36 protein-coding genes, 6 tRNA genes and 1 pseudogene are annotated in these 24,112 nt (G+C 43.5%); 35 read left to right on the forward strand and 8 right to left on the reverse strand.

Going from position 1 to position 24,112, the window contains the following annotated elements; genetic code table 11:
- Nucleotides 1-13 precede the first annotated feature (13 nt).
- From cobD to cobC, 4 genes are all read left to right on the forward strand, one after another.
- On the forward strand, nt 14-1,108 hold the full coding sequence (cobD, locus tag LZ11_RS04140) for a threonine-phosphate decarboxylase CobD (protein ID WP_246110703.1): 1,095 nt from the start codon (nt 14-16) through the stop codon (nt 1,106-1,108).
- A 13-nt stretch (nt 1,109-1,121) separates the two neighbouring features.
- Complete coding sequence (gene cbiB / locus LZ11_RS04145; RefSeq protein WP_148866651.1) at nt 1,122-2,081, forward strand: adenosylcobinamide-phosphate synthase CbiB; 960 nt, start codon at nt 1,122-1,124, stop codon at nt 2,079-2,081.
- A 97-nt stretch (nt 2,082-2,178) separates the two neighbouring features.
- Nucleotides 2,179-2,922 carry an adenosylcobinamide-GDP ribazoletransferase gene (cobS, locus tag LZ11_RS04150; RefSeq protein WP_148866652.1) on the forward strand — a complete coding sequence of 248 codons (744 nt, stop codon included), beginning with the start codon at nt 2,179-2,181 and terminating at the stop codon, nt 2,920-2,922.
- Between the two features lie 99 nt (nt 2,923-3,021).
- Complete coding sequence (gene cobC / locus LZ11_RS04155) at nt 3,022-3,645, forward strand: alpha-ribazole phosphatase (protein ID WP_148866653.1); 624 nt, start codon at nt 3,022-3,024, stop codon at nt 3,643-3,645.
- A gap of 24 nt (nt 3,646-3,669) precedes the next feature.
- Here cobC and LZ11_RS04160 read toward each other — a convergent pair whose 3' ends face one another.
- The gene (locus LZ11_RS04160) at nt 3,670-3,894 is read right to left on the reverse strand and encodes a NifU family protein (RefSeq protein ID WP_148866654.1); all 225 of its coding nucleotides are present in this window, start codon (nt 3,892-3,894) and stop codon (nt 3,670-3,672) included.
- 174 nt (nt 3,895-4,068) lie between these two features.
- Here LZ11_RS04160 and hisC point away from each other — a divergent pair, with 174 nt between their 5' ends.
- The 8 genes from hisC (at nt 4,069) to LZ11_RS04200 (ending at nt 6,205) form a co-directional block, all read left to right on the forward strand.
- A complete protein-coding gene (hisC, locus tag LZ11_RS04165; RefSeq protein WP_148866655.1) occupies nt 4,069-5,160 on the forward strand; it encodes a histidinol-phosphate transaminase in 1,092 nt (363 codons plus the stop codon).
- A 133-nt stretch (nt 5,161-5,293) separates the two neighbouring features.
- Nucleotides 5,294-5,557: an alpha/beta-type small acid-soluble spore protein gene (locus LZ11_RS04170; protein ID WP_148866656.1), complete on the forward strand. Its 264-nt coding sequence runs from the start codon at nt 5,294-5,296 to the stop codon at nt 5,555-5,557.
- A gap of 118 nt (nt 5,558-5,675) precedes the next feature.
- Nucleotides 5,676-5,751, forward strand: a tRNA-Val gene (locus LZ11_RS04175).
- A 13-nt stretch (nt 5,752-5,764) separates the two neighbouring features.
- A tRNA-Asp gene (locus LZ11_RS04180) sits at nt 5,765-5,842 on the forward strand.
- A 12-nt stretch (nt 5,843-5,854) separates the two neighbouring features.
- A tRNA-Phe gene (locus LZ11_RS04185) sits at nt 5,855-5,930 on the forward strand.
- Nucleotides 5,931-5,937: 7 nt separating this feature from the next.
- A tRNA-Gly gene (locus LZ11_RS04190) sits at nt 5,938-6,012 on the forward strand.
- Nucleotides 6,013-6,029: 17 nt separating this feature from the next.
- Nucleotides 6,030-6,103: transfer RNA gene (locus tag LZ11_RS04195), tRNA-Cys, on the forward strand.
- 13 nt (nt 6,104-6,116) lie between these two features.
- A tRNA-Leu gene (locus LZ11_RS04200) sits at nt 6,117-6,205 on the forward strand.
- A 572-nt stretch (nt 6,206-6,777) separates the two neighbouring features.
- On the opposite strand, the pseudogene LZ11_RS13145 reads toward LZ11_RS04200, so the two are convergent.
- The 3 genes and pseudogenes from LZ11_RS13145 to LZ11_RS04220 all read right to left on the reverse strand — a co-directional run.
- Nucleotides 6,778-7,989, reverse strand: a pseudogene (locus LZ11_RS13145) (recombinase family protein); the annotation flags it as partial.
- A gap of 77 nt (nt 7,990-8,066) precedes the next feature.
- Nucleotides 8,067-8,537, reverse strand: a complete 471-nt coding sequence (locus LZ11_RS04215; protein ID WP_148866657.1) for an ImmA/IrrE family metallo-endopeptidase — start codon at nt 8,535-8,537, stop codon at nt 8,067-8,069.
- The gene (locus LZ11_RS04220; RefSeq protein WP_148866658.1) at nt 8,515-8,919 is read right to left on the reverse strand and encodes a helix-turn-helix domain-containing protein; all 405 of its coding nucleotides are present in this window, start codon (nt 8,917-8,919) and stop codon (nt 8,515-8,517) included. Before LZ11_RS04220 ends, LZ11_RS04215 begins: the two co-directional genes overlap by 23 nt.
- Before the next feature lie 159 nt (nt 8,920-9,078).
- Here LZ11_RS04220 and LZ11_RS13150 point away from each other — a divergent pair, with 159 nt between their 5' ends.
- Nucleotides 9,079-9,279 (forward strand): helix-turn-helix transcriptional regulator, encoded by a 201-nt coding sequence (locus LZ11_RS13150; RefSeq protein WP_148866659.1) that lies wholly within the window; start codon nt 9,079-9,081, stop codon nt 9,277-9,279.
- A 54-nt stretch (nt 9,280-9,333) separates the two neighbouring features.
- Nucleotides 9,334-9,513: a hypothetical protein gene (locus LZ11_RS04230; protein WP_148866660.1), complete on the forward strand. Its 180-nt coding sequence runs from the start codon at nt 9,334-9,336 to the stop codon at nt 9,511-9,513.
- 77 nt (nt 9,514-9,590) lie between these two features.
- On the opposite strand, the gene LZ11_RS04235 is transcribed toward LZ11_RS04230, so the two are convergent.
- On the reverse strand, nt 9,591-9,824 hold the full coding sequence (locus LZ11_RS04235; protein ID WP_148866661.1) for a hypothetical protein: 234 nt from the start codon (nt 9,822-9,824) through the stop codon (nt 9,591-9,593).
- Between the two features lie 2 nt (nt 9,825-9,826).
- Nucleotides 9,827-10,141 carry a helix-turn-helix domain-containing protein gene (locus LZ11_RS04240; RefSeq protein WP_148866662.1) on the reverse strand — a complete coding sequence of 105 codons (315 nt, stop codon included), beginning with the start codon at nt 10,139-10,141 and terminating at the stop codon, nt 9,827-9,829.
- Nucleotides 10,142-10,334: 193 nt separating this feature from the next.
- Between LZ11_RS04240 and LZ11_RS04245 the strand changes: the two genes are divergently transcribed.
- The 5 genes from LZ11_RS04245 (at nt 10,335) to LZ11_RS04260 (ending at nt 12,238) form a co-directional block, all read left to right on the forward strand.
- Nucleotides 10,335-10,538 carry a helix-turn-helix domain-containing protein gene (locus LZ11_RS04245; RefSeq protein ID WP_148866663.1) on the forward strand — a complete coding sequence of 68 codons (204 nt, stop codon included), beginning with the start codon at nt 10,335-10,337 and terminating at the stop codon, nt 10,536-10,538.
- A 60-nt stretch (nt 10,539-10,598) separates the two neighbouring features.
- The gene (locus tag LZ11_RS12350; RefSeq protein WP_170240287.1) at nt 10,599-10,763 is read left to right on the forward strand and encodes a hypothetical protein; all 165 of its coding nucleotides are present in this window, start codon (nt 10,599-10,601) and stop codon (nt 10,761-10,763) included.
- A gap of 41 nt (nt 10,764-10,804) precedes the next feature.
- Nucleotides 10,805-10,984, forward strand: a complete 180-nt coding sequence (locus tag LZ11_RS04250; RefSeq protein WP_148866664.1) for a hypothetical protein — start codon at nt 10,805-10,807, stop codon at nt 10,982-10,984.
- Nucleotides 10,956-11,501, forward strand: coding sequence for a sigma factor-like helix-turn-helix DNA-binding protein (locus LZ11_RS04255; protein WP_148866665.1), 546 nt, complete (start codon nt 10,956-10,958; stop codon nt 11,499-11,501). Before LZ11_RS04250 ends, LZ11_RS04255 begins: the two co-directional genes overlap by 29 nt.
- A 119-nt stretch (nt 11,502-11,620) precedes the next feature.
- Entirely contained in the window at nt 11,621-12,238 is a 618-nt protein-coding gene (locus LZ11_RS04260) for a sce7726 family protein (protein ID WP_148866666.1), read from the forward strand.
- Here the strand turns inward: LZ11_RS04260 and LZ11_RS04265 are convergent.
- Complete coding sequence (locus tag LZ11_RS04265) at nt 12,174-13,217, reverse strand: beta family protein (RefSeq protein ID WP_148866667.1); 1,044 nt, start codon at nt 13,215-13,217, stop codon at nt 12,174-12,176. The genes LZ11_RS04260 and LZ11_RS04265 overlap by 65 nt on opposite strands.
- Nucleotides 13,218-13,527: 310 nt before the next feature.
- Here LZ11_RS04265 and LZ11_RS04270 point away from each other — a divergent pair, with 310 nt between their 5' ends.
- The 10 genes from LZ11_RS04270 to cpaB all read left to right on the forward strand — a co-directional run bounded on the left by LZ11_RS04270 (nt 13,528) and on the right by cpaB (nt 20,418).
- On the forward strand, nt 13,528-13,857 hold the full coding sequence (locus tag LZ11_RS04270) for a single-stranded DNA-binding protein (RefSeq protein ID WP_148866668.1): 330 nt from the start codon (nt 13,528-13,530) through the stop codon (nt 13,855-13,857).
- Nucleotides 13,858-14,038: 181 nt separating this feature from the next.
- The gene (locus tag LZ11_RS12695; protein WP_246110704.1) at nt 14,039-15,115 is read left to right on the forward strand and encodes a helix-turn-helix domain-containing protein; all 1,077 of its coding nucleotides are present in this window, start codon (nt 14,039-14,041) and stop codon (nt 15,113-15,115) included.
- Complete coding sequence (locus LZ11_RS04280; RefSeq protein ID WP_342782591.1) at nt 15,057-15,731, forward strand: MinD/ParA family ATP-binding protein; 675 nt, start codon at nt 15,057-15,059, stop codon at nt 15,729-15,731. Before LZ11_RS12695 ends, LZ11_RS04280 begins: the two co-directional genes overlap by 59 nt.
- Nucleotides 15,718-16,869 (forward strand): TadA family conjugal transfer-associated ATPase, encoded by a 1,152-nt coding sequence (locus tag LZ11_RS04285; RefSeq protein ID WP_148866670.1) that lies wholly within the window; start codon nt 15,718-15,720, stop codon nt 16,867-16,869. Before LZ11_RS04280 ends, LZ11_RS04285 begins: the two co-directional genes overlap by 14 nt.
- Nucleotides 16,857-17,759: a type II secretion system F family protein gene (locus tag LZ11_RS04290; protein ID WP_148866671.1), complete on the forward strand. Its 903-nt coding sequence runs from the start codon at nt 16,857-16,859 to the stop codon at nt 17,757-17,759. The genes LZ11_RS04285 and LZ11_RS04290 overlap by 13 nt, the downstream gene beginning before the upstream one ends.
- Before the next feature lie 45 nt (nt 17,760-17,804).
- Nucleotides 17,805-18,593, forward strand: a complete 789-nt coding sequence (locus LZ11_RS04295; RefSeq protein WP_148866672.1) for a type II secretion protein F — start codon at nt 17,805-17,807, stop codon at nt 18,591-18,593.
- 16 nt (nt 18,594-18,609) lie between these two features.
- A complete protein-coding gene (locus LZ11_RS04300; RefSeq protein ID WP_148866673.1) occupies nt 18,610-18,813 on the forward strand; it encodes a flagellin in 204 nt (67 codons plus the stop codon).
- Nucleotides 18,814-18,854: 41 nt separating this feature from the next.
- Nucleotides 18,855-19,280, forward strand: coding sequence for a hypothetical protein (locus LZ11_RS04305; RefSeq protein ID WP_148866674.1), 426 nt, complete (start codon nt 18,855-18,857; stop codon nt 19,278-19,280).
- A complete protein-coding gene (locus LZ11_RS04310; RefSeq protein WP_246110705.1) occupies nt 19,270-19,776 on the forward strand; it encodes a hypothetical protein in 507 nt (168 codons plus the stop codon). Before LZ11_RS04305 ends, LZ11_RS04310 begins: the two co-directional genes overlap by 11 nt.
- A gap of 3 nt (nt 19,777-19,779) precedes the next feature.
- A complete protein-coding gene (cpaB, locus tag LZ11_RS04315) occupies nt 19,780-20,418 on the forward strand; it encodes a Flp pilus assembly protein CpaB (RefSeq protein WP_148866676.1) in 639 nt (212 codons plus the stop codon).
- 72 nt (nt 20,419-20,490) lie between these two features.
- Here the strand turns inward: cpaB and LZ11_RS04320 are convergent, their stop codons facing one another.
- Complete coding sequence (locus LZ11_RS04320; protein ID WP_148866677.1) at nt 20,491-20,694, reverse strand: hypothetical protein; 204 nt, start codon at nt 20,692-20,694, stop codon at nt 20,491-20,493.
- 175 nt (nt 20,695-20,869) lie between these two features.
- Between LZ11_RS04320 and LZ11_RS04325 the strand changes: the two genes are divergently transcribed.
- The 6 genes from LZ11_RS04325 to LZ11_RS04350 all read left to right on the forward strand — a co-directional run bounded on the left by LZ11_RS04325 (nt 20,870) and on the right by LZ11_RS04350 (nt 24,022).
- Nucleotides 20,870-21,067, forward strand: a complete 198-nt coding sequence (locus tag LZ11_RS04325; RefSeq protein ID WP_148866678.1) for a hypothetical protein — start codon at nt 20,870-20,872, stop codon at nt 21,065-21,067.
- A 108-nt stretch (nt 21,068-21,175) separates the two neighbouring features.
- Nucleotides 21,176-21,502 (forward strand): nucleotidyltransferase domain-containing protein, encoded by a 327-nt coding sequence (locus LZ11_RS04330; protein WP_222927182.1) that lies wholly within the window; start codon nt 21,176-21,178, stop codon nt 21,500-21,502.
- Nucleotides 21,477-21,875 (forward strand): HEPN domain-containing protein, encoded by a 399-nt coding sequence (locus tag LZ11_RS04335; protein WP_148866680.1) that lies wholly within the window; start codon nt 21,477-21,479, stop codon nt 21,873-21,875. The genes LZ11_RS04330 and LZ11_RS04335 overlap by 26 nt, the downstream gene beginning before the upstream one ends.
- Before the next feature lie 21 nt (nt 21,876-21,896).
- Nucleotides 21,897-22,319, forward strand: coding sequence for a prepilin peptidase (locus LZ11_RS04340; RefSeq protein ID WP_148866681.1), 423 nt, complete (start codon nt 21,897-21,899; stop codon nt 22,317-22,319).
- A complete protein-coding gene (locus LZ11_RS04345) occupies nt 22,309-22,998 on the forward strand; it encodes an HD-GYP domain-containing protein (protein ID WP_148866682.1) in 690 nt (229 codons plus the stop codon). The genes LZ11_RS04340 and LZ11_RS04345 overlap by 11 nt, the downstream gene beginning before the upstream one ends.
- Entirely contained in the window at nt 22,991-24,022 is a 1,032-nt protein-coding gene (locus LZ11_RS04350; protein ID WP_148866683.1) for a ParM/StbA family protein, read from the forward strand. The genes LZ11_RS04345 and LZ11_RS04350 overlap by 8 nt, the downstream gene beginning before the upstream one ends.
- The last annotated feature ends 90 nt before the right edge of the window (nt 24,023-24,112 follow it).

Below are 24,112 nucleotides of genomic sequence, written 5' to 3' on the forward strand. Positions count from 1 at the left end.
CGGGGGTGTAAAAGTGGAAGAGAGAAGCCATGGCGGCAATATTTATGAGGTTAGCAAAAGGTTTAAATTGAATCACCGGGAGATACTGGACTTCAGCGCCAACATCAATCCTCTCGGCTTTCCTGATTCCGTGAGGAGAATTATATGGGAAAAAATTGACGATATAATCCATTATCCCGACCCGGGTCAGGTAGAGCTCCGAGAAGCCGCCTCCGTTTATTACGGAATAAAACCCGAAAACATCCTTTCCGGCAACGGTTCCGTGGAATTGATAAATCTAACCCTGGAAGCCCTGAGACCGTCAAAGGTGATTATTCCATCGCCGACTTTTACAGAATACGCTTTTGCATCCCAGAACAGGCGTATAAAAACCGAACTGGTGGATATGACGAAAAATGATTTCTATTGGGACGACGATTTTGTTGAATCTATAAAAGCCAGGATATGCCCCGGAGCGCTGGTGATAGTATGCAATCCCAACAACCCTACCGGGTACCTTATCGTAAAAGACGTTATAAAAACCCTTATTGATGAAACGGAAAGAGCAAAGGCCTTCCTTCTTCTCGACGAAGCTTTTATGGACTTCGTGGGGGAAAGCCAGAGCTTATGCACTGAAGTTATGAGCTGTCCGAATGTCATAGTGCTAAGGTCCCTGACCAAGTTTTTTGCGCTGCCGGGCCTGAGGATAGGTTTTGCACTGGGGAACGAGAAATTGATCAAAAAAATTGAAAAATTAAAGGACCCTTGGAATGTAAACACTTTTGCCGGTGCTGTGGGGTCCGCGGTTTTGAAGGAAACGGCTTACATAGAAAAAACAAGAAAATATATTTCCCAGGAAAGGGAATTCCTGTGGGATGGTTTAAGGCAGATTTCCTGTTTTAAGCCCTTTAGACCTGCAGCCAATTTTATCTTTGTAAAAATAACGGCTAAATTCGGAGCCGGATTTCTGGCACGGGAGTTGCTTAAAAGGGGTATAGCGATCAGGGAATGCGGTGATTTTGCGTTCCTGGACGATTCTTACTTTAGAGTGGCCGTGAAGGACCGGAAAGCCAACGAAACCCTGCTGGAAGCCTTGAGAGAAATAACCGCCGCCAGCGGGCTGGCGTAGAGGATAGATCGCCATGGATAAGTACCACGGGGCAATAATTATATGTGCCTTCGCCCTGGACCTGCTCCTGGGTGACCCCCGGCGGCCGACGCATCCCGTCGTCCTCACGGGAAAACTAATAGCGTATTTAGAAAAGATCCTTTACGGCGCTTTTAAAACCCCGGCGGGTCTTAGAGCGGCAGGGGTTATCCTCTGGTTGCTAACTGTGCCAACCGTGTATTTTTCCACCAACGCGATAATCGGCCTGTCCTATAAGGTGAATTACTGGCTGGGATTCTTCAGCTCCACGTGGCTTATATACACATCGCTGGCGACAAAAAACCTGGCGGATGAAGCTCTTGCAATACTGGCCGAATTGCGGTCAGGGGATTTGCAAGAGGCCAGAGCGCGGCTCGGAGGCATAGTCGGCAGGGATACCGGAGATCTCACCGTGGAAGAGATATGCAGAGCCACCGTCGAGACGGTAGCCGAAAACACCATTGACGGCATCATATCTCCTATGTTTTACGCTTTTCTCGGCGGTGCCCCCCTAGCTTTGGCCTTTAAAGCTGCGAGTACCCTCGATTCAATGGTAGGGTATAGAAACGAGAGGTATATTTACTTCGGGTGGTTTTCGGCCAGGATGGACGACCTTTTAAACTACATTCCCGCAAGGCTGGGGGGCCTTCTAATCCTCATGGCATCGTTGCTTATCGGTCTCGATGCAAAAAGAGGGTTGAAGACGGTGCTCTCCGACGCCGGAAATCATGAAAGTCCCAACGCTGGAATTCCCGAAGCGGCTGTAGCGGGGGCTCTGGGCATCCGCCTGGGAGGCTGGAACTCGTATTCCGGCATTTTGCACTTCAGGCCTTATATGGGCCGGAAGTTGAGGGATATACGGCCGGGAGACATAAGGGTTGCGGTGGCGCTAAGTATAATCGCCGCCTTTCTGGCGCTGGTCGCCGGCGAAATAATTATTTTAATGTGGGGTTAGAAGGTTTAATTTTACCGTAGAGACCTAATTTAGGGCGGGTAACAGCCCGCCCTAAGGGAAATAAATTAAGATGTTATAAAAGGTGTGAAAGTGCTCTATGGGGTTATACGCTGCCTTTTCGTTTCTGACGAGAATACCGCTGCCGTATATTGAGTTGGATCAAAAACATATAACCCGATCCCTGCCTTTTTTCCCGGTAGTTGGAGCCGTCATAGGAACCCTTTTGGCCGGCGTAGATTTATTGTTAAAGAGGTCTATTCCGGCTCCCGCCCTGGCCTGTTTATTTGTGGTCTGTGAGACGATAGTTACGGGCGGGTTGCACGTGGACGGTTTTGCGGATACTATGGACGGCCTTTTTTGCGGGAAGGAGAGGGACAAGAAGCTTGAAGTGATGAAAGACAGCCGCCTTGGGGCTTACGGCGCGATGGGAGTGGTACTCCTCCTTTTGCTGAAGTATTCGGCCATACTATCTATACACCAGGAGCTTAGGACCAGGTTATTAATTGTATTTCCAGTGATTTCAAGATGGATGATGACCTGCGCCATCACCTTTTTTCCCTACCTGCGGGAAAAGGGGCTAGGCAGGGCCTTCAATGAAAACAAATCATCAATGATGTTTGTATTATCCACCTTCTTCGCTCTGATGATCGTTTTTACAGTAGCGGGAATTGAAGGCATAAAAACCGCGTTTTTAACTTTTGTTTCAGGCCTTTTATTTTCGCTGTACATATTCAGGCAACTGGGGGGCATGACTGGAGATACTTACGGCGCCGTCAACGAATTCAGCGAAATTGCAGCCCTCTACTTTTATTTGATTTTTTTGGGTCAATGGAGTGCCTGAATACCGCCGGCTGGGAGTGGGCATTCCTGAAAGGGCGGACTACAAATAGCCCAGCCTCAAGCTGTACATTTTTGTACAGTTTGGGTAACAAGGATCGGTTTGGCCAGGATATTTCTGGTGAGACATGGGGAAACCCTCTGGAATAGAAATTTTTTGTACCAGGGGCAGAAGGATATCCCGCTCAACGAAAAGGGGAGGCAGCAGGCTGAAAGGCTTGCAAAAGTTTTAAAGCGGGAAACTTTCGATGCTGTATATTCCAGTGACCTTGAAAGAGCCCTTGAAACAGCGGAAATTATCGCAGCACCACGCGGGCTTCGCGTAATTTCCACAAAGGACCTGAGAGAGCTCAGTTTCGGAGAATGGGAAGGGCATTCATATCAGGAGCTTGAAGAAAAATACCCCGATGAATTCCACCGGTGGCGGTGTGATCCGGGCGAAAACAGGCCGCCGGGTGGTGAAAGCTTGAAGGACCTGATGGAAAGGGTTTCAAGTTTCGTGAAGCTTGCAGCAAAAAACCATCCTGAGGGCAATATTTTGATTGTTACCCACGCCGGCCCGATAAGGGCGATATTAACCGCCGTTCTCGACCTGGATTTCAGGTATTTTTGGAAGTTTAAAGTAAGCAATGGTTCCATTACCGTATTTGAGTACGACGGCAGCGGTGAATTGAATAATGACAATACGTTTATAGTGAAGGTAAACGAGACCCTGCACCTGGAATAAAAAAACAGCCCGAAGGGCTGTTTTTTAAACCGACTGTACTTCCTTTACACCGGGCACCTCTTCTTTTAATACCTGTTCGATTCCGTTTTTGAGGGTCAATGTTGCGAACGGGCATCCAAAACAGCTACCCGTCAGTTTCACCTTGACAATACCCCTTTCTTCGTCGACATCTACCAGCTCCACATCGCCACCGTCGGCCTGAAGCGATGGACGGATCTTGTTTAACACCTCTTGTACCTTTTCTTTCAAGATACCGCACTTCCTTTCCCGAAGAATATATTATAAAGTTGATTTAATTATATCAAAATCAGTGTTCACGATCAATTGAACGACAAATAGAATCAATCCATTGACTTTCCAAAACGTTGTGTGTTATAGTCTTTATTAATTTAAAATGATAGATTACTGCGGGAGGTATGCTCCTTGAAATCGCCGTCGAAATACTTGAGAGAAGATTTATCGAAACTCTCTCCCTACAAACCTGCTAAAGAACCGTGCGTCATAAAACTCAATGCCAATGAAAGCCCCTACGACCTGCCCGAAGATTTGAAAGAGCGCATATGGGAGAGGGTAAAGAGGGAAAGTTTTAATTGTTATTATGACCCCAGTTGCGATGAACTGAGACAGGCATTAGCGGGCTGTCTGGGCATTGAGCCCGATAAGATTTTCGTTGGAAGCGGTGCCGATGAGATAATATACGACATTGTTCTAGCCTTTGCCGGTCCGGGCAGGGAGGTTATAATACCGGTTCCCGCCTTTCCGAGCTATGAGAATTTTTCGGTTGTATCCGGTGCCCGCGTTATTAAGGTTCCTCTCCTGTTGGAAGAGTATTCAACAGATCGGAAGTGGAGGTTAGACGTATTAAAAATAAAAAAATACTTTAAAAAAGGTACGCCCCAGGTGATGTTTATCTGTTACCCCAACAACCCCACGGGAGATTATTTCGAAGAGGAAGACATTATTGAATTGATCGATTGCTTCAACGGAATAGTTGCCGTCGATGAAGCGTACTATGAATTCGGAGGTAGGACCTTTATAAACCGGCTCTCCGATTATCCCAATCTGGTAATAATCAGGACCTTTTCCAAGATATTCTCTCTGGCCGGGTTGAGGGTCGGTTATGCTGTAGCTGATGAAACTCTAATAGAAGAATTTTATAAAGTCAAGCCTCCTTACAACGTCAGCCTTTTTTCCCAGATAGCCGCATCGGAAGTTTTAAAGAACGTGGATTGGGTGGAGAACGTCAGGCGCAAAATAATAAATGCGAGGGAGGATTTAAAGACCAAACTCGAAGGTATCTCCGGAATAACCGTCTACCCAAGCAGTACAAATTTTTTGCTGTGCAAGTTCGAAATCTCCAGGGATTACGTTTATCAAAAACTTTTGGAGAAAGGAATACTCACGAGAAAGCCAGAAGGAGAAGGTATGGAGAATACACTCCGCTTCAGCGTCGGTACTCCGGAGCAAAACGAAGTCCTGATCCGGTCACTGGAGGAGATTTTGAAAGGATCCTAGAGCTTGCCAGCGAGGTGTCCCCGCTCCAGCTGCCTGATGCCGTCGCCGCATCACCATCCTGATTATGTATATTAATGAAAATATTGTATATACTCTATATTGAGGTCTTCGAATCAGCATGGGGGGATCAGGTATGGCCCAGCGCAAAAAAACGGCAAATTCCAAATCTGAAGAGGAACTTGAAAAATTGAAGGAGGAGGTTGCAAGGGAGCTTCATCTCGACGACGACATAAGGGAACGCGGATGGAAAAACTTGACTGCCCGGGAAACGGGCAAAATAGGCGGATACATGGTGAAAAAGATGATGAGTCTCGCCAAAGAGGAAATAGACAGGGAAGACGGCAAAATAGATTTAAAGGGTAAAAAAGACAAAAAAGACGGGTCCGGAAATAGATGAACTCGATATTCAAAGAAATAAGGCGATAATTTGTGCATATACTGCATAAACACCTATAACAAAGGTTCTTTATTTTTGACAGCGAGTAAATTATCAGGTATACTATGAATTGTCGCAAGGGCGGATAGCTCAGCTGGGAGAGCACGTGCCTTACAAGCACGGGGTCACAGGTTCGAGCCCTGTTTCGCCCACCATAAAGAAATATGCGGCCCAGTAGTTCAGTTGGTTTAGAACGCCAGCCTGTCACGCTGGAGGCCGAGGGTTCGAGTCCCTTCTGGGTCGCCATATATTTTACCAGCCTTGGTAGCTCAGTAGGTAGAGCAGAGGACTGAAAATCCTCGTGTCGGTGGTTCGATTCCGCCCCAAGGCACCAGATATATGCGGAAGTGGCTCAGGGGTAGAGCATCGCCTTGCCAAGGCGAGGGTCGCGGGTTCAAATCCCGTCTTCCGCTCCATTTTTTATTTATGAAATGGCGGCATAGCCAAGTGGTAAGGCAGAGGTCTGCAAAACCTTTATCCCCAGTTCGAATCTGGGTGCCGCCTCCAATTAAATTAAAGAGCCGGGATGGCGGAACTGGCAGACGCACAGGACTTAAAATCCTGCGGGTAGCAATACCCATACCGGTTCGATTCCGGTTCCCGGCACCATCGAAAATCATAAAATTTTCAATAGAAGATGACGATGAACCGTCATCTTTATTATTTTGCTCTTTTTCACTCCTTTCGGTTTTGAGTAACTTTAAGCGTTTTATATCCCGTCCTGTGGGATCCTGCCAGAAATAAATGTATACTTCGCCTGTATCGGGGTTAAATCGTAATTGACGTATAAAATATCTTACTGCCATTCTTTTTTCTCTATTAGAGGCCGTAGAGGACGTTAAAACCGATTCTAAATTATGCAACCTCTCAAGTATTGTAGCTTCATCAATTCTTTTTGCCTCCGGTGATTCTTTCTGCATTTTTTGTAATTCCTCCTCTAGAGCCAGTTTTTCCTCCTGAAGTTTTTCAAGCTGATCCAAAAGCAAAGGGATAACTTTAGATTTATTTCCTTGCTGTATGGCTAACATAATATTATTTATAGATTTTTCTGTTTCGGCAATGGATTTACGAAGATGCTTTTCAGCCTGTTCAAGGTCTTTATTTTCTTCATTTATGATTTCGTTTATTTCCTTTACCATTACCCTTATTTTTGCTGGGGTAAACTGGGCCTTTATTGCGGCTAGGACTTTAGTTTCAAGTTCTTCCTTTCTAATGGCAACACCTTTAGAACATCCGGCCTGTCCTTTATTTTTATAGCCGGAGCATAGGTAATAATAATTTTTGGCCACCTGTTGACTGTTTATAGGGCTGCCGCAGTTAAGACAAACAAACATGGGCTCACCAACAGCGTTTTCCCCGGAAAACAGATAAGGACTGTCCTCTGCTCTTGTAGGTTTTATATTTTTCTTTCTTTCTTCAACCACAGGTGCCATAACCTCCTTTAGTTCTTTCCACTCATCATGGGTAATTATTGAAGGATGGGCATTTTCTATAACAATCCACTCTTCCGAATCTTTCCATTTCTGGCCGGTTCCGCGGAGGTCTCTGCCGGTACGGTTCCAGTAGTAAAGGCCGGAGTATATTCCTTCCAATGCGCGCATACATATTTCACGAATGGTTGTAATAGACCAAGGCTTTCCGTATCTATTCAAATATTTTTCGCCCTTTTTGTTTAAATGGTTTCTTATTTGTTTAAAAGACATTCTGTTCTTAAGCCAGAGGTCAAGTACGATATACCTAATTATCCAGGCTCTTTCTTCGTCTATTTCCCATAAAAGTTTTACAATATCCTTTCCACGGGAATCTTTCCCCCTGACAACCCGTTTATTTATGTAGCCATCAGGAGCAATTCCGCCGTTTTTATAGCAGTAACCTGTTTCAGGATCTCGTGTTCCTGCATTTCTTGTCATGCCTTTTACTGTGTGGTATGCTATTTCTATGCTCCGAGCCTCGTCTTTTGTTTCACTGATGCCTTCCAGCCAGATTCCATGAATAGTATTTCTATCATACTGCGGCTCGCTAACGCCTATAACCTGGACTCCATTTCGGCGTAATTCCTCCTGCCAAACTACACGGAGATACTTTCTGCGTGCTAATCGACTTTTTTCATCAACAAGGAAAAGGGATACTTTGTCGTTATTTTTAGCAAACTCAATGAGTTCAAGGACTTCTGGTTCTTCATCTAATCCGCGATAAGCTGAATGAGGCAGTTCCACCCATTTGAGTATAATAACATTGTGGTCATCTGCCCATTTTTGTATTCTAGCCCGTTGTTCGGGGATAGAGAGACCTTTCATAAATTGATCTTCAGTAGATACCCTGCAGAGGGCTACGGCATACTTGACGTTATTCTTTGTTTTAAATTTTGGACTACGAAAATCAGTTATGTTCATATAAAGGCCTCCTTTGGAACATATGTTCTTGTAAAGGTTTAAAATAAATAGCGGTCGGACCGCTTAATTGTCGGACTTTATTTACCTTCTTTAATCGCCAGTCTCAGTATATTTTCAGGTATTTCAAGAGAGCAGGCAATCTGTTCCATTGCATACCCTTCGTATTTAGTGAGATCAATATTATACATTAAAAGCTCTGCGGCGAATTTACAGGCTTCATTTTCATACTTACTTGTAACCAAAAGAGTATTTAGATCCAGAAAAATTGCATTCATTTTTGGGTGCAGTAAGCAGTGCCCCAATTCGTGGGCCGCAGTCACTATTTGACGCCTTTTTTCGTAAATGCTGTTGATTACCACGATTTTCCTTCGAAGTTTGCTAAAATAAAATCCTCTGACGTTTTCAGGCAGAGGGTACTTTACGTATATTATGTCCAGCGCATCCATTAATTCGAAAGGATCGCTGGTTTTATATTTTTTTACAAGTCTTCTGACAACATTCTTGATGTCCAAACGGGCCACCCCGCTATTTTTTCTTCTTCCTTCCATACTTTTCCTTATTCCTTAGCTTTGCCATCTCCAGTCCCACCCGCATAGCATTAATGATGGCGTCAACGTCCTCCTGACTGAGTATTTCGCCATCAAGCATGAGGCCTTCTGTGTTTTCAATCCTTTGGCGGGTCTCTTCGATAATCTTTTCTATATCGCGCTCGTCTTTGCGCGTGAGTTGGCGGTGATTGGAGCGGCCCAGGAGGTAGTCCACGGTTACGTCGAAATAGTCGGCGATTTTTTTCAATGTTTCGGGATCCGGAGAACGCTCGCCTTTTTCGTAGTTACTTATAGTCTTTTGTGATACACCTAAATATTGAGCTAATTCTTGCTGTGTAATTTTTCTTTCTTCTCTTAAAGATTTAATCCTTTCTCCTATCATTGCGATCACCTTCTTATTTAATCTTATTGTAACATTTTGTTCTATTGTTTTCTACAAATAGAACAAAATGTAGATTTTTTTATAAAAAACCTATTGACATAGAACATTTCGTAGTATAATATAGAATTAAATAGAACAAATTGTTTTGAGGTATGAGATATGGGAAAGATAAGTCTTAAGGATTTAAGGAAACAAAAAGGTGTAACGCAATCAACAGTAGCCGAATTTTTAGGTATTAGTGTGAGGTATTATTCTATGCTGGAAACCGGTAGACGTACGCCCGGATTTTTACTAGCTAGACGAATTGCTGATTATTATGGGGTTAAAATCGACGATATAAATTTTTTTGGCTCAAAATAGATCTAATTGTGGTAAATAATTAAAAAATAGAACTAAACGAGGAAGTGACATTTCATGAAAATCGCCATCCTAAAAACTAGCATATCCCGAAAAAAGCTCCTCAAAGGCGACTTTACCCCCGACAGCGAAGAAATTGTCGGTTACGAAGAAGTGGACGAAGACGAATTTTACGGATCGCTAGTTAGGCTGTTTGATGAGAGGCTTAGGGAATTATGTAAGCCTGTCTCTAATTAAATTCGCCAGATGGAACAATTTACCTGCAATAAATATAATAAAAAGCATGGGTATTGCCATGCACTTAAAAATGCAGCTTAATTAATACAATTGAGGTGATTATATCGGTCCAGCTTACTTTCGATCCGGGAAAGGGTTTCAAGGATCCGGTCATTTACATCTAGCTGGACTTCACGGGCGTCGAAAAGAGCTTTAACTTTAGCCACTAATTCATCTTCCATTCGTATTTGGGATTCTTCTACTCGGCGAAGTTTTTCTTCCATGGATGTTATTTTATCTACTAAAAGCTCAAAGAGTTCGCGTTCGGTCATGTTTATTCTCCTTTCTGGTCCTTCATAGTCTGTATAAACCTTGCGAGAAGTTCGGCCTGCTCAGGCGTAAGGTTTTTGACCTCTTTCATGAGGGAGGAAATCTCCGGAGGAATTTGCTCATCTTCGTCTGAAAAGAATTCGGCAAGCGTTATGCCGAGCGCATCGCAGATTTTCTTTAGGGTTTCGATTGTTGGGGTTTTTAATCCTCTCTCAATTTCACTTAAATATATCCTCGATATGCCAGCATTATTAGCAAGTTTAGTGGCTTTTACTTTATTTTTAAGTCTTAATTCTTTTATTCTAACTCCAATATTCATACTAAAACCTACCTATGTAAACTTATAGCTAACTAAAGTATATCTCAGCAATTTCACAAAAACAAGATTTTAAAAGAAAATAAAAGTAAACTGCAGGAAAGTAGAAATAAATAATGCTAAAAGCATACTTAAGAGATTGATATAAACATGCTAATAGCTTACAATTAATTTAGATAATGGAGGTGTCAGAGAGATGTTCAAGATTAAATATACAAGAGAAAAAGCTGGTATCACACAAGAAAAACTTGCTGAAAAAGTCGGTATATCAAGAATATATTTAAACGAATTAGAAAATGGTCGAAAGAAAAATCCATCGTTTAATCTTCTTAAAAAAATAGCAAAGGCACTTGAAGTGAAGATTTCGGACCTTCTTGAAGAAGAAGACGAATCCGCCTAGATTACATATTCTCCATCTTACATTATTTTCCTGCAAGCGATCTTATAAGGGGGTACTTTGATGATACCAAAGATAATTGAAATGGAAGCCGATCTTCCAGACGGCATGACGGAAGAGCAACTGGAAAAAATTCTCCGACCAAATCTATTAGCGTTTGCGCGAATATTAGCAAGAGATATAGAGAACCAAAATGTTGCAGAGACCAGACCTAAGAGGAAAGAATGAAATAGAATATTTTCTATGGCTCGAACAGGGGGTGGCATAACATGGATGCCTGGGTAGAATTTTCGCCGGTAAAAAACAGAAAGATGATATTCGAACTTGCAGAAAGTTTGATGAGAATTAGACCTGTTAGACTTGAAAGTGTGCCGGAAGGATGGAAGTTAAGTATTTTACTAGGAAAGGAGGAGAAGAAAGATGGGGGAAAGATGGTCCAGCTGGTCTGAGATGGAGGACCAGTATAGAGAAGGAGCTTTGGCACTGAAAACGACGCGAGACAGACTGAAAGACGAAGACTTTCATGGGACGATTGCAGATAGGGAGATAATGGACAGCATGATACGGGATCTTGAGGATATGGCAAGGGCATTGAAAAGGAAGGTGCTCTATGAATTTGGCTCCCTTTCCGAAGATGAGTTGGCGCTTTTGACAGACCGACAGCGGCAAATTGCTGAACTGAGGCAGAGATACAATTATCGGGAAATAGCTGAAATTCTTGGAATATCGCCGAAAACTGCCTTTTATGTATATCAAAAAGCAGTTAGGAATATTAAGAAGATCCAACGCCAGAAAAAACAAAAAATCCCCTTGGGTTTAAGCCCGCAACAAGAACAAATATACTTACTTTATTCACAAGGCAAAAAACCCAAGGAGATAGCGAATATTATTGGTACATCTTCTGGTAACGTAAGTAAACAACTCAGCCTAATAAGAAAAATCTTACCAAAATCGCAAGAAAATTGAGCCCACCCTTAGTATGCCCAAAAGCACTTTTAAATTGTTTAGGCTTATTTACTTTGGATATAATATTAATTATAATCTATTTGAGATATTTTGTGATTAGAAAATCCAGGGTGTTGTATATGAGGATCTATGATTCAGATATTCGTAAAGCATTATACAGAGAATTTGTAAAATTCGAGGATTTTATATCTGACCCGACAACTAAAATAATAAATGAGATGGATGTTTGTTTTGGGATTTCTAGAATTGATATAGCAGTCATTAATGGGAAAATCAATGGTTATGAGATAAAAAGCGAGCAAGATACATTGGAAAGACTTCCCTTACAGATAGATTCGTATAATAAGGTGTTTGATACTGTTACCATAATTGTTGGAAAAAAACATTTAAAAAATGTAATTGAAATAGTACCTGAATGGTGGGGGATATATTATATTTATGTAGCAGAAGATAGAAAAACATTAGTTTTAGAAAGAAAACGTGAATCTAAAATAAATAACCATGTAGATGTTTTTTACTTGTTGCAACTTTTATGGAAAGATGAGCTATTGCGATTACTTAGCTTAAATGGTATAGAAAAAGGAGTTAAGAGTAAGACGAGGATTGATCTTTGTAAACTCGTGGCAAAAAGCATCAAAGAAAATATAATCAAAGATTTCGTAAGGACAACTCTTAAATCCCGAAAAACTTGGAGAGCTGTTCCACTACAACAGCTATATGATGGTTTGCTGCAATAGTAACCCAATTAGTGTTACTACCAGGACCTTTTCCATTCAAGCCGTATGCTCTTTCTTTAATCTCTAAGTCACCAAAAGAAAAATTTTCCCCGAAATAATACTTTGATGACAATATTTCTTTAGATAAATCTACATATCCTTTAATTGTTTCTTTTGTTCTATTATCTTTTTGTCCCTTTAGAACTAGATATTCATTATATGTTGTATATTTTATTTTAGGTAGAATATATTTAATCCTCGAAAAATCTATTTCTGTATCTGTAAATTTTGTTACACCGTAATCGGAGTAAATCAATTTATTTTTGATACCATCAAACATTGGAAATTCATATATTCTCTTAAATAACATAATGTCATATCTTAAGAAACTGGCTTGCCCTCCTGCGGGGACAGAAGAAATGCTCTCGGGTAATGAAGTAGAAGAAATTATTATTGAATTGTAAAATGATCTATTTAAGAGAAAATTTTGTATGACATTTTTTACTTCACTTAATTGTCTATTGGCTTCTTTTCTATCGGTTATTACGTTAAGATCAAGTATAATATCGATCAAAATATTATTATTATCCTTAAATTCTTTAATAGTTTTAAAAAGTTCTTCGTAACTTGGGCCCTCAATGTCTTCGGGGATAGGAACCCTGATACCTATATGTTCAACATATTCAATAAAAGGTTTTATAACTTCCGGAAAATCATCAAAGTAAAATACAGGAAACACTTGCTGATTATTCTCTTTTGATTCTCTAACTATTGATAATAAAAAGTCTCTATCATCTTCTGCGGCTATTATAGTGTCGATAAATATAGGATTTGCGTAGCAGCTATGTAGGGACTTTAAAATAGATATCGGATCTTGATAATCTGTAATCTCAATTAATGGAATAATTTTAGTTTTTTGGTCACTAGTAAGATTTTTTAAAGCTTCTTGCTCTCCTTTCTTCCATTTTAAAACTGGGACATAGCACTTTTTATTAGACATTTACATTACCCCCAATACTTATTTTTTAATACCTACTTTTTATTCGACAATTAAATCAATTAAACCTTCGGAGATTTTGTAATAATTTGTCGAATAAGGATAATCCTTGTGTTAACATTTTTCTCTCAAACTCCATTTTTATCTTACAGTTAGGGGTGTTTGTTGGGATATAATGTAAGATATCAATTATCGTTAATAAAAAAGGCCTTAGTAAATCAATAGAAAAAATGCCAAGAGGCAAAGTATGCCCAAGATAAAGAGCCGAAAGGCTCTTTTTATTATTGCCTTAATTTGAAGAGGAGGGACAACAATGATCAACAACGTTACTCTTGTCGGCAGGCTCACTAGGGATCCGGAGCTTCGGAAAGCGGGTGATGTTCCCGTATGTTCCTTCACTCTGGCGGTGGACAGGGATTTCCTGAACGGCGAAGGTGTGCGGGAGACTGATTTTATACCTGTGGTGACGTGGAGGAAACTGGCGGAGGCCTGCGCCAACAACCTCAAGAAGGGCCGTCTGGTGGGTGTGACGGGCAGGATCCAGGTCCGGCCATGGGAGCAAGATGGTAAAAAGCGCCAGGAGATGGAAGTCGTTGCGGACAGCGTGAAGTTTCTGGATAGAAACAAAGACGAGGGGGAGTAGGCAGCCCTTTTTATTATTAATAGGCTGTGGATATGACGCAGCTGTGGACTTGATGGATAACCCTGCGGGTTACCCACAGAGCCCACAGCTGCTTGGACAACTCTTCGAGTTGTCCACATATCGCACAACCCCTGCTGCTGTTTTTATTTTTTCTAGTAACTTTTATTTAAGGATGATGAAAATGACAAGTAACTACTTCACCCGCTTCGGTGAGATCATTGCCAGAAATGGAATAGCAAGTATACCCGACGCTATATTCTCTTTCCAGAAAGAGCTCGGGTTAAGTGTCGGCGAATGCTGGTTCGTGGCCCAGATACTGCGGTTTAAATGGACCACTGAACTACCGCGGCCTTCTCTGCGAAAAATGGCATCATATACAGGCGTGAGCGAAAGGACCTTGCATAATTATAAAAACTCGTTAGTTGAGAAAGGGTACCTTATTCTTCAAAATCGTTTAGATAGGACGGGCAGAAAAGATACGAATTACTATGATTTTTCTCCCCTTTTTGATGCAATTATAGAGCTCTTAAACAGTAAAGATAATACAGCTAATCCGATTGAAGAAGGAACTGAGGAATTAGAAGATGGCGAAAGGGTATCTGAAAATATTTCAGATAGGGGGGTATCTGAAAATTTTTCAGATAGTATCTGTAAATTTTTCAGTGGGGTATCTGAAAATTTTTCAGAACACAAACAGAAGAATATACAAACAGAAGAATATATAAATAACAACAACCCGCCGTCCCGTGACGGCGGCAATGATACCCGGCCGGAGGCCGGGGTTGTTGTTTCTTTAAGTAATCTTTATTTTGAAATAACCGGAAGAGATAAAGGCCGTTTTATAAAAGTGCTTGTGGCTAAATACGGGTACGAAAAGGTCCGGAAAGCGATCGAATATCTCCGCGAACAGCTGAAAAGGAACAATATTGAACATCCGGAGGGCTTCCTGGTCCGTTTGCTGGAGGAAGACTGGGACCTCTCGACTTTCGATAAAATTCGGCACATGGAAGAGAAAAGAAGCAAGCGAGAGGAAGAACAGAGAAGGCGGCTTAAGGAACTCATGAGTATCCGGGCTTCACATGAGACAGCACAAAAATATTTGAGAATGATAAAGCAAAAACTGCGAGGTGATGATGTTGAATCCGAAAACGATATCTTTCTGGAGTGCGGGCGGGAGCACGGGCAAGACCTCCCTGGCGATAGCCTTCGCCTTGGCGTTGAGGAAACACAAAACCGAGGTGGTCCTGGCCGATTTTAAGGAAGTCACGCCGCACGTCCATAAGTATTTCGGGATTGACCTTCGGGAGAAGTCAGACATATACGAGGCCATGGAAAATAGGCAGGAAGTGATTGAGGTAGTCAAACGACACCTGTATAAAAAGCAGGGCATATGGATTTTCCCGGGTGTGGGACTTGAAGATTTTACAAAATTCGAGGAAAAACACTTTTCGGCCATAATCGAAGTGCTTAAGAAAGAGTTTGACCATGTTGTGATCGACACCAGCCCGGGGATATTTTTTTCGTCCACCTATGCGTCCCTTAAAAACAGCGACTTGATATATGCCGTTTTACTCTCTAACCGCTGGAGTCTCGAAGACACGGCCATGATGATAGACTTCATCTGCAATAGGTGGAATGTTAGGAAAAACAGGTTTAAAGCTCTGCTGAACATGGCTGGCCATGGAGAAATAGATCAGCATACGGTGGAAAGGATACTGGAGATTGAAGCGTTCAGTGTAAGGTATGGACAAAAATATATTATTTCCGATGCCGATAGAATAGTGAAAGCTGCATTTTTGGATAATGACAAAGCAGAGGGTTCCTCCTCCCCTATCCGGGCAACAGAAAGGGTGAAAAGCCTTGGCGCTAATTAATCCCTTTATAGTAATTTCCCATAATCAGAATGACCCCAAAATTGAGAATTCCGTCAGTAGTGCCGTAGATGAGGTGGTCACCGAGATCGTCGAATCATGCCCCGAGCTTGTAGCGGGAGTGGAAAGCGGGACGTGTTCCGCGACGCTCCTGGAGAACAAAATTAAGGAGGTCGTTGTGGGAAAGAAGATCTGTCGCGGCAGCGTTGACGCTTTCGTCCGAGGGGTATTCGATACACTCTTCGGTTACGGGCCGCTGCACCCGTATATCGAAGACCCTGAAGTCTCCGACATATTTGTAAATTCCTTTAATACCGTGTATATCAAGAAATTCGGCAAAAAATTCCGCGTCTCCGTAAATTTTGGGAGCGAGGAAGTCCTGACTAGATACTGTTATAAAATCGCCGCCATGTGCGGCGGAAAATTGGACGAAAACTACAACGCCGAAGCGGTTCTTACAGACAGGAAGAGGAATTTGAGGATCGTTATATCTTTGAAGCCTATTAACGTCCTTTCTCCTTCAATATCAATCAGAAAGCCGACTACAGGATTTTCTCTTCCCGAGCTGGTGGAGAGAAACATGCTAACGGACAAACAGGCTGATTTCTTCCAAAACGCGGTCCTGGAGAAAAAGACAATAGTCATAGCCGGCAAGGGCGGTAGCGGCAAAACAACGCTTTTAGGTGCACTGATAGATCAAGTCCCCCACGAAGAGCGAGGCCTTTTGATCCAGGAGACATTTGAAATTAGACCCAGGCATCCAGACATAATCTGCAAGCTCGTAAGACTTTCGGATAACCCCGAAGTGAAGGACTATACTCTGTTCGAACTCACAAAGATAGGCCTGCTTATGAGTATGGACCGTATTTTCATTGGCGAGATCAAAGACCGTGAAGCGATGGACTTTTTCAATGCCGTATATACCGGCCACCGTGGGAGCATGGCTACGGTCCACGCTAATTCCGCCGGTGAGGTTGTGAACAGGTTGGTATTACTGATGAAGCGGTCAGGAACCGACGTACCGGTGAGTGACCTACGGGAAATGCTCTTTGCGTCGTTGGACCTGATTATTTTCATAGAAAACTACAAAGTCAAAGAAATATTCGAGCCGAAAGGGGGCGGCGGTATTTGCCCTACGTAACTTTCCTGCAGTTTGCAATTCTATTCGTGCTCATATACACCGCTGCAGTTAATATTGAACGGGCAAAATTCAGGAGGCGATTTTTCGAAAGCTATTTTTCACGATACAGGAAAGCCTTCAGTTTCTTGGAAAGCAGGAGCATCGTCCTGAAAGGCATAGACGCACTTCTGGCAAGGTCCGGTATGAAAGGCAAATTACCCTTTCTCGATGCAAAAAATATGGCCTTTATCAGCTGCATATTATTTCTGGCCAGCCTCTGCTTCTTCCGCCGACTTGGATTTGCGACGCTGTTCTATGCCGTCGCCTTAGTATATATCCCATACGCCGGTATGATGTTCCTTTCTTCGGTGAATGCCAGGAAGATTAAATCGGCATATTTGACTTTTCTGTCTACATTTATCGGCTTCTACAACATTGAAGGCAATATAATAAACGCCCTTAAATCCACCGCGGCTTACGTTTCGGAGCCGTTGAGATCTATCCTGAAAAGAAACGTCTTTTTGTTTGAAAAGACCCAGCGAAGCATTGCTGAATGTCTGGACAATATAGCCATTGAAGCCGGCGATAAGGAATTCAGGAAGTTCATCAATTTTGCCAAAATGAACGCAAAATACGGCGGCAACTTTGGGAAAGCCCTGACGAAACTCCGGGAGCAGGCTGAGAAGCTGCATTCCCTTGAGGCTATTAAGTCGGCCAATGCGTCCGTGGGGAGCCTGGTCATATTTTTCATGATTGTGATAAACCTCGTCCTCATGTTCAATATATCGAACGACCCGGAAGTGGCGACCACAATCAGGAATACGGTTACCGGCCAGGCTATAGCGGTTTGCAATGCCGCCGCCGTCATTTTTGGACTTTACATGATCAAAAACATCAATTCTTCCGCGTAAAAAGGAGGGATCAAGATTATTTACAGCCTTTTTCTTGTTCCTGTGATGGCGTTCGCAGTATACAGCCTTTTAAGGGAATACGAGATATATCGCCTCAAAAAGAGGATTTACCGGATAAGGCTGGTCGACGAACTCTCCAACTTCGTGGAGAGAGCGGTGAAAAGGGACGTGCTTTCAAGAATAGACGCCAATCTTAAGGCCGCCGGCAGTCCATTAGGACTCACCGCCGAGACCTACATCCTCGCCAGTGCAGGGCTCTTTTTATTTTCAATTTTTTATGCATACCTCACCCGCATGGAAGGTATCCAGGCGCTGATGATGATTTTATTAGGGCTGTTCGGGATCGACATATACATCCACTTTGCGAAGAAAGAGCGTGCGGAGGCCTTCCGTCGAGAAATGCCCGAAATAGTGGACCTGTTCGAGCTCGGGGCGGCGGCCGACGTGCCGCTAGAAGATATATTCCTCATCGCAGCCGAATCAGCCCAGGCAAAGGAGGTGAGAAATGTCCTTACTATGCTCGCCGCCGAATACATCATGACCCGTGAAAAGGAGGGATGCCTGAAAAACTTTTGTAACGAAGTCAATCTCCCGGAAGCCTACATATTAGCCATGGCGCTGCTTCAAGGAGAAAGGACTGGGAGGACGCTGGAGATCCTCTCTACCCTGTCGTCGTCGCTCTTCAACACCGCGACGGCCAAAATAGCCCGCCAGGATAAGGCTATGGAGTACAAGGTCCTTGCGGCGACCTTTTTCCTTATGGCGTCTATCGTGACGCTGTATATGTATCCGTATTTCACAAATATTCATGGAGGACTAAGATTACTCTTTTAAAGGGAGGTAGGTTTGAATGCTTAATCTGGTTAGAAAGGTTAAAGAGTCCGTTAAGAAAGTATTGTCCAACACCAGAGGCAACGAAATCGTCGCAATAGCGCTTATACTACTTTTCATAATTCTGGCCGCAGCTCCATATATTCGTAACCTTGGCCAGACAACCAGCACCGGTATAAGCAACTTAAACACGCAGATGGAGCAGGTCCTTAACGGTCAGTAAGGAGGTGTAATGAGGGGCGGTAAATACCGCCCCCGTTAAACATGCTAGATAGAAGCTTCTGGAAAAAAGGAAGTGCCGAAATAGTCGCCTTCGTGCTTGTGCTGCCTTTTCTTATACTACCAATCGCGAATACGGTGAATATGCTCACGGACCTGACGCGTTATGACGTCCTGCGCCAGGCCGCAAGGGAAGCTATACTCAGGATGGAGATAGAAGGCGGGATGATGGCTGATGCGCTTTATACGCTGGAGGCCTTCCTCCAGTCGAAAGGAATAGACCTCAACAAGGTGCATATAGATTACACCCCGTACCCCGTCCCCTACGGTGAGGAGGTAAAAATTAGGATTGCGATGGATACGGTTATCAGGAGGTACAGCATTACCCTGGGAGGAATACGAAGGGTTGATGAGAATGTCCAGATGGTTTACGGACCTATTTCGTCGGTCAGCAAAAAGTATGAGAGATAAGCGGGGAAGCGGTACTATAATATTCGGCTTGCTGTTCCTAATACCCTTTATGACTTTCAGCATGTTTTTGGTGGAAAGCAAGTTCCTTTACTCGATAAAGAATGCCGCGGACGATGCTGTGACTGCCGCGGCACTTGCTGCATTGAAAAGTGTAAATCCTTTGGACATAGCTTACGGCGAATACGTATTGGATGCTAATGCCGCAAGGGATACATTTTACGAATATCTTCGGAACAACATGAAGCTCGACGCCGGCATGAACCCCCTGCCGGGGAGTGTCGCCGTCGGGCCGGTGTATGTGGACGAGTTCATCGTATACAATCCGGAAAGCTACCCGGCATTTTGCCCCCGGGGTACTTACATAAAAAACACGGCCATTCACGTGGTTTTAAGGTTTAAAACCAGGAGGCCGGTTTTAAAAGGGCTTTTCGGTGAATATGTTGATATAACTTTACACCGGGATGTTGACAATTATTACAATCTGCAGGAGGAATAATGGATGTTTGCATTTAAAAGAAAAACGGTCTTAATTGTGATTAGTTTATTACTTGCTACGGGATTAACGTTTTTACAGTACAGATATTTTAAAAGTATGGCAGAAAGCGATAAAAAGATACAGGTAGTTGTTGCAGGAGCCGACATTGAAGCTGGAGAAGATATAACTGGAAGGATAGGCTTGAAAACAATTCCTCAATCAGCTTACGTAAAAGACATGTATTTACCGAACGAGAAAGTAACCGGTTACGCAAAAGTCGATATTAGCGCCGGTTCCTATATACTAAAAAATATGGTCTCTGCGGAAAAAGTGCCTGTTGTAGAGGAAGGTATGAGGAGGATAACTATAAGTGTGAATCTCACATCTTCTCTGGCTGGTAAGATCAGGCCGGGTCATGTGGTGGATGTGGGATGGGTGCCTAAGGATCAGAAAGAGGCTTCAAAGATTATTGCTGAGAAGGTTGTAATTTTTGATGTCGTAAATAAAATGGGAGAAGACACGACTAAAAAAGACGAAAAAAAGAGTCAGTATGAAAAGGAGTCCAAGATACCTGCTGTAGTCACTATAATTGTTACGCCAGAGCAAGCTGTTGCCATAAAAGACTATGAGGCCAGAGGCAGCCTGTTTTTGATGGGGTATTAAACGCCGGCCCTGCATCGAGCCTATAAAGGGCTCCATGCAGGGCCGAAATCTTGGGGACCTCTGCTTTCGGGCTTACGCCCTGGCGGAAGTGCCCTTTATAAATGCAAAAGTGGTATAGAAAATAACAACAACCCCGGCCTCTGGCCGGGTATTAATTCCCCTCACAGCCTCAGCGATTATAATATCCCGGCCTTGGGCTCCGGCAAGGGGTCCGCTTTCGCCGCGGTGAGCATAAACGGCCTCCGCCCCGTCCCTGGCGGTCCGGGTCCCCTCCAATTATCCCTCCCCGCGCCCCTTGCCTCCGCCCGGCCGGGACCTTTTTTGGTAGCCAAGCCGTGAGGCGGCTCACGGCAGGGACGGGGGTCGGGAGTGCAGCCATCAATCGCAGCTATACCTCATCTCGAAAGCATGGCCGACCTCACAGAAAATATACAATGCAGGGGGGGATTGAATGAAAGGACATCCGCTGGATTACGAATTGAGTTACATTTTATGGAGCGGTATATATGGTGCTCTCAGAAAAGCCATCGAAAGAAAGGATAAAGAGGCGGTTGAACCTCTAAAAAAAGCGGTAGAGTATTACAACGAACATTTCGTCACAAGCGGTAAATGTCTGGTGGAAATGTTAGGAGAATTGGAAGCTCTTTGATTTCTGATGACAGTACTGAAGTTTTTACATAATTGAAAAATGAAAGTTGTGGTATAATATGTCAGGAGGGAAAAGAAAATCAAACTGAGGTGTCTTGGTGTGAGCAGAGTGGAACTGTTGAATAACGAGCTTGAAAGAATGGTTAAAGTCCTGGCAGAAGAATATCAGGCAGAAAAGGTAATACTTTTCGGTTCTCTGGCAGAAGGCGATATCCACGATTGGAGCGATATTGACCTCATCGTAGTAAAAGAGACGAGTAAACCGTTTTACGAAAGGCTGGAGGAAGTTGTTGAAATTGTAAAACCAAACGTGGGAACAGATATTATTGTGTATACTCCTAAGGAATTGGAAGAAATGAGGGGACGGTTATTTTTTGAAGAAGAAATTCTGAAAAAAGGGAAGATAATTTATGAAAGAGGAAAATCGGTGGCTTAAATTTGCCCTGGACGACCTGGATTCCGGTGAGATTATGTATAGAGCCTGCAAATTCAATATGGTATGTTTCTTTGCACATCAGGCTTCAGAAAAGGCGCTAAAGGCATTTCTGGTAAGCAGAAGGCAAAATCTTCCCAGGATACACAATATTGTGGACCTCGTAAATTTATGTGCCACATACGACGTGTCTTTTTCGAAACTCCTGCCAAAAGCACGGATATTAAACCAGTTTTATATCCCCACGAGGTATCCCACAGCGCTACCCGGGTCGACAGCATCGGGAATGCCGGATAATGAAACGGCTGAAAAGGCGATAAATTTCGCAAAGGAAATAGTTTCTTTTTGCAAAAATTCGATTTCCGGCCCTGCATAGGAAATATGCGGGCCTTTTGTTATGGAGGCGATAAAAATAAGATACGTCCCTGTAATTGTGTTGCTGGGCTATTTGAGTTACGTGGATTTGAAAAGGAGGGAAGTGCCGGACCTTGCGGTACTTGCCCTCTTTATTTATTCCCTGCTTGCCTGCCGCAATCTTAAAGAAGGTCTTATTACGGGAGGCCTGGTGTTTATCGTCCATCTTTCAGCTGCAGTGATTTCAGGCGGGAGCATAGGCGGCGGAGATATTAAGCTTATGAGCGTCCTGGCTTTCTTACTGGGTTGGGATTTTTTTCTCATGGTCCTGCCCATGGCCGGACTCATGACGGTAACGCTCGTATATGCCCTAGTTACCGGAAAGGGATTAAGATATTCAATCCCATTGGTGCCTTATTTGTTTGCCTCATTTCTCGTTTCATGGGGGTGTTTTTTTGAAAGATAACATGAAGCTCTTTATCACCATGGTGAAAGGGGAGGACGGGCTGTATTCCGTAGAACTCACAAAGGGATACTGCGATGGGAGGTGCGGCTTTTGCAGGAGGTGTTACCAAACCCGGGATATCCTGAAGCCGGTTAACTTTTATGAAGCCGATTTCTTCGAGGAACACCTTGTCAATCACCAGACGAGAGTCGCGGGACTTTGCGCCAAAGTGGCCGAGTTTATGGCTCTGGAACGTAAGAGAACAGCGGTGCTTATTCAGGCTGCCCTACTTCATGATATAGGCAAAATCTTTATCCCCAGTCCGGTATTTATGAAAAAGGGAAAGCTGATGTCTGATGAATTTGAGGTGGTCAAATGTCACGCAATACTGGGAGCATTTTATTTGATGGGCCGGGGTTTTCCGGAGTGTGTAGTGGAAGCGGTGAAGCATCACCACGAAAGGTATGACGGAGCCGGTTATCCCGACGGATTGAAGGGAGACCGCATACCGTTTTTCGCAAGAATACTGGCCGTCTGCGATGCCGCCGACGCCATGCTGGCGGGCAGACATTACAGAGCGGCTCTCAACGGAAAAGAGGCAATTGATGAGCTATTGAGAAATTCGGGGAGCCAGTTTGACCCCGACGTGGCAAGGGTAATGGTCGAAATTATAAAAGAGGAGGCGGTTGTGAATGTTTAAAATTGGTCTGGACTTGGGTTACGGGTACGTCAAAGGTATAAACGAGGCCGGCAAAGCGGTTGTTTTCCCTTCGTTGGTAGGAAATGCGTATGAAAGGCCTTTGAAAAGTTTATTTGAGAATAATCAGGAAAAAGTAATTGATAACATGCATCTGGTACTTATGAACGGTGAAAGATACGAATGTTTTGTTGGAGAACTGGCAAAGCGGGAAAGCAGGAACGTCTCTTATGCTTTTGACCAGGACAAGATAAATCACCCGAACACCAGGGTGCTTATCGCCGCTTCCTGCCTTTTGCTTTTCCCCGAAGATAAAAGGCCGGTCCACCTCGTAACCGGTTTGCCTCTTGAACAGTACATCCATAAGAAGGAAGAATTTAGAGAGATGCTTAAGGGATATAAGACGCTGGCGTGTTTCAAAGGGGATGAAAAAGTAACGGTAATAAAATTTGATAAAATCACTATCTTTCCTCAGGCGGCCGGAGCAGTTTATTGCGCTATTATGGATGACCTTCATAAATACCTGGTTAAAGGCAGTTACCTGGGGCTGGTGGATATAGGCTTCAGGACCACCGACTTTATAGTCTTCCTCGTGGAGGACCAGTTAATCCTTAGAGAGGACCTTTCGGGTACTATCGATGCTGGCATATCTTCGCTTTACAACGCAGCTGATAAGCTTTTCACCCAGAAGACCGGAAGCAAACTGGACGTGCCGGAGATTATGAGGCTGATAAGTGAAGGCAGGATATTCTTTCGCGGGAAGCTTCTGGACTTTACGGAGGAACTCAGGAATGTGAAAGCCGAAACCGCAAGGATTATAAAGGACAGGCTCAAGGCTGTATGGGGCAATAAACTGGACTTTTTCAACACCGTATTTCTGGCCGGCGGTGGTGCGAAGGATCTCCAGGCATTCCTCACCGATATATACGAAAACACGATACTTTTACGAGAACCTCAGCTTGCAAACGCCAGAGGCTTTTTGAAGGTGGCGGAACTGGAAGAAAAGAAGGTGAAGGTGGCCAAATGAAGTATAACCCTTATGAGAATGCCTGGAACCTCATGAAGCAGATGGCCAAAGAATATATGAGAGAGAAGAATTACCTCACTTCGAGAGAAT

The sequence above is a fragment of the Thermosediminibacter litoriperuensis genome (assembly GCF_008124715.1).
GTDB lineage: Bacteria > Bacillota > Thermosediminibacteria > Thermosediminibacterales > Thermosediminibacteraceae > Thermosediminibacter > Thermosediminibacter litoriperuensis.

Bases quoted from the DNA above. Each gene is read 5' to 3' on its own strand.
- cbiB (WP_148866651.1), top strand. From the start codon at position 1,122: ATGGATAAGTACCACGGGGCAATAATTATATGTGCCTTCGCCCTGGAC.
- cobS (WP_148866652.1), top strand. From the start codon at position 2,179: ATGGGGTTATACGCTGCCTTTTCGTTTCTGACGAGAATACCGCTGCCG.
- LZ11_RS04170 (WP_148866656.1), top strand. From the start codon at position 5,294: ATGGCCCAGCGCAAAAAAACGGCAAATTCCAAATCTGAAGAGGAACTT.
- LZ11_RS04215 (WP_148866657.1), bottom strand. From the start codon at position 8,537: ATGGAAGGAAGAAGAAAAAATAGCGGGGTGGCCCGTTTGGACATCAAG.
- LZ11_RS04220 (WP_148866658.1), bottom strand. From the start codon at position 8,919: ATGATAGGAGAAAGGATTAAATCTTTAAGAGAAGAAAGAAAAATTACA.
- LZ11_RS13150 (WP_148866659.1), top strand. From the start codon at position 9,079: ATGGGAAAGATAAGTCTTAAGGATTTAAGGAAACAAAAAGGTGTAACG.
- LZ11_RS04230 (WP_148866660.1), top strand. From the start codon at position 9,334: ATGAAAATCGCCATCCTAAAAACTAGCATATCCCGAAAAAAGCTCCTC.
- LZ11_RS04235 (WP_148866661.1), bottom strand. From the start codon at position 9,824: ATGACCGAACGCGAACTCTTTGAGCTTTTAGTAGATAAAATAACATCC.
- LZ11_RS04240 (WP_148866662.1), bottom strand. From the start codon at position 10,141: ATGAATATTGGAGTTAGAATAAAAGAATTAAGACTTAAAAATAAAGTA.
- LZ11_RS04245 (WP_148866663.1), top strand. From the start codon at position 10,335: ATGTTCAAGATTAAATATACAAGAGAAAAAGCTGGTATCACACAAGAA.
- LZ11_RS12350 (WP_170240287.1), top strand. From the start codon at position 10,599: ATGATACCAAAGATAATTGAAATGGAAGCCGATCTTCCAGACGGCATG.
- LZ11_RS04250 (WP_148866664.1), top strand. From the start codon at position 10,805: ATGGATGCCTGGGTAGAATTTTCGCCGGTAAAAAACAGAAAGATGATA.
- LZ11_RS04255 (WP_148866665.1), top strand. From the start codon at position 10,956: ATGGGGGAAAGATGGTCCAGCTGGTCTGAGATGGAGGACCAGTATAGA.
- LZ11_RS04260 (WP_148866666.1), top strand. From the start codon at position 11,621: ATGAGGATCTATGATTCAGATATTCGTAAAGCATTATACAGAGAATTT.
- LZ11_RS04265 (WP_148866667.1), bottom strand. From the start codon at position 13,217: ATGTCTAATAAAAAGTGCTATGTCCCAGTTTTAAAATGGAAGAAAGGA.
- LZ11_RS04270 (WP_148866668.1), top strand. From the start codon at position 13,528: ATGATCAACAACGTTACTCTTGTCGGCAGGCTCACTAGGGATCCGGAG.
- LZ11_RS12695 (WP_246110704.1), top strand. From the start codon at position 14,039: ATGACAAGTAACTACTTCACCCGCTTCGGTGAGATCATTGCCAGAAAT.
- LZ11_RS04295 (WP_148866672.1), top strand. From the start codon at position 17,805: ATGGCGTTCGCAGTATACAGCCTTTTAAGGGAATACGAGATATATCGC.
- LZ11_RS04300 (WP_148866673.1), top strand. From the start codon at position 18,610: ATGCTTAATCTGGTTAGAAAGGTTAAAGAGTCCGTTAAGAAAGTATTG.
- LZ11_RS04305 (WP_148866674.1), top strand. From the start codon at position 18,855: ATGCTAGATAGAAGCTTCTGGAAAAAAGGAAGTGCCGAAATAGTCGCC.
- LZ11_RS04310 (WP_246110705.1), top strand. From the start codon at position 19,270: ATGAGAGATAAGCGGGGAAGCGGTACTATAATATTCGGCTTGCTGTTC.
- cpaB (WP_148866676.1), top strand. From the start codon at position 19,780: ATGTTTGCATTTAAAAGAAAAACGGTCTTAATTGTGATTAGTTTATTA.
- LZ11_RS04325 (WP_148866678.1), top strand. From the start codon at position 20,870: ATGAAAGGACATCCGCTGGATTACGAATTGAGTTACATTTTATGGAGC.
- LZ11_RS04335 (WP_148866680.1), top strand. From the start codon at position 21,477: ATGAAAGAGGAAAATCGGTGGCTTAAATTTGCCCTGGACGACCTGGAT.
- LZ11_RS04340 (WP_148866681.1), top strand. From the start codon at position 21,897: ATGGAGGCGATAAAAATAAGATACGTCCCTGTAATTGTGTTGCTGGGC.
- LZ11_RS04350 (WP_148866683.1), top strand. From the start codon at position 22,991: ATGTTTAAAATTGGTCTGGACTTGGGTTACGGGTACGTCAAAGGTATA.